Origin of the sequence: Endozoicomonas sp. ONNA1, assembly GCF_024606325.1 — a bacterium.
Lineage (GTDB): Bacteria > Pseudomonadota > Gammaproteobacteria > Pseudomonadales > Endozoicomonadaceae > Endozoicomonas_A.
Genome location: NZ_JAHHPN010000274.1, coordinates 1 through 1,002, shown reverse-complemented (window position 1 = coordinate 1,002; position 1,002 = coordinate 1). Strand labels below are relative to the sequence as shown.

General features: G+C 44.5%; 1 protein-coding gene. It reads left to right on the top strand.

Features of this window, described 5'->3' with window-relative positions; genetic code table 11:
• The coding region (locus KDK19_RS06525) for a hypothetical protein (protein ID WP_257255316.1) at window positions 1–1,002 on the top strand (1,002 nt) is incomplete at both ends.

The window sequence follows — 1,002 nt, the reverse complement described above, 5'->3', positions numbered from 1 at the left end:
ACACCAAGGGTAATCCTGTCACGCCTCTTGAGGCGGCACTGGACCTGCAGCGTTCATTCTATGAAAACTCAAAGCGCAACCGGTTTATCAGGCAGCTGATAGAAGCTACAACCGATAAAACACGTACTTTGAATGACCCTGATATTCTGTCTTCACTTCGACCGATCATACTACCTGACTGGACACTGCACGAAGTTGGCGACAACAACCTAAGGATTTTGTATAAGATTGTTCAGGATATAATCCACAGAGTCAATCAATCTGACCAGCAGCCACCCATAGGACAATTTGAAAAATGCTGCTTTACTGAGTATTTCGTTCAATTGTTCCTGCTCTATTCAAACCCACTTGAATTTATTCGTGAACTGTTAGAGAAACTGTCAGATTCTGTCATAAGCCGTGATATCATGATTTTTGCGCCATCATTGACATTCTCCATCCCTTTTCGCGATACCTTTATACAACTTAAAAAGCACCCATCACGCCATGAATTAGCACGCTTTTCAAATGAGCTGATAAGGCAGGCACATAATTCCCATTCACTACAAGTGCCTTTAATAGAACCTGTCATCAGTCACAGTGGTAATACCGCCAACGATACAACTGCCAGCAATGGTAATAGGTTCACTGATCCCATCCGGCAATTTAATAGCTACCACAGAGCCTCTGGCTCTACCAGCTGTTCCTCTGACTCTCTGAGATACTTACAGCAGGGAGCAAGGCCAAAACGGACTGTCCTTGCGAATCAGCAAGATATCTCTTCCCAAAAGCGACTGATGGCGAGACCCTCATGCGGTGATCATCAAGCCGGTGGGGCACATAACCGATCCGATTTGGAGGTGTCGGGGATAAATCAGAACTTCTTGAGTAAACATTCGACCGACGGCTCCCTTCTCATTGAGCTTAAAAGACGCGCTCAGGAAAAAGAAGAGAAAAAAACGCAACGGATTGAAGCGTTAACTGAAGAAGTTCAAGGGTTAAGAATAGAAAATCGGGAGTTAA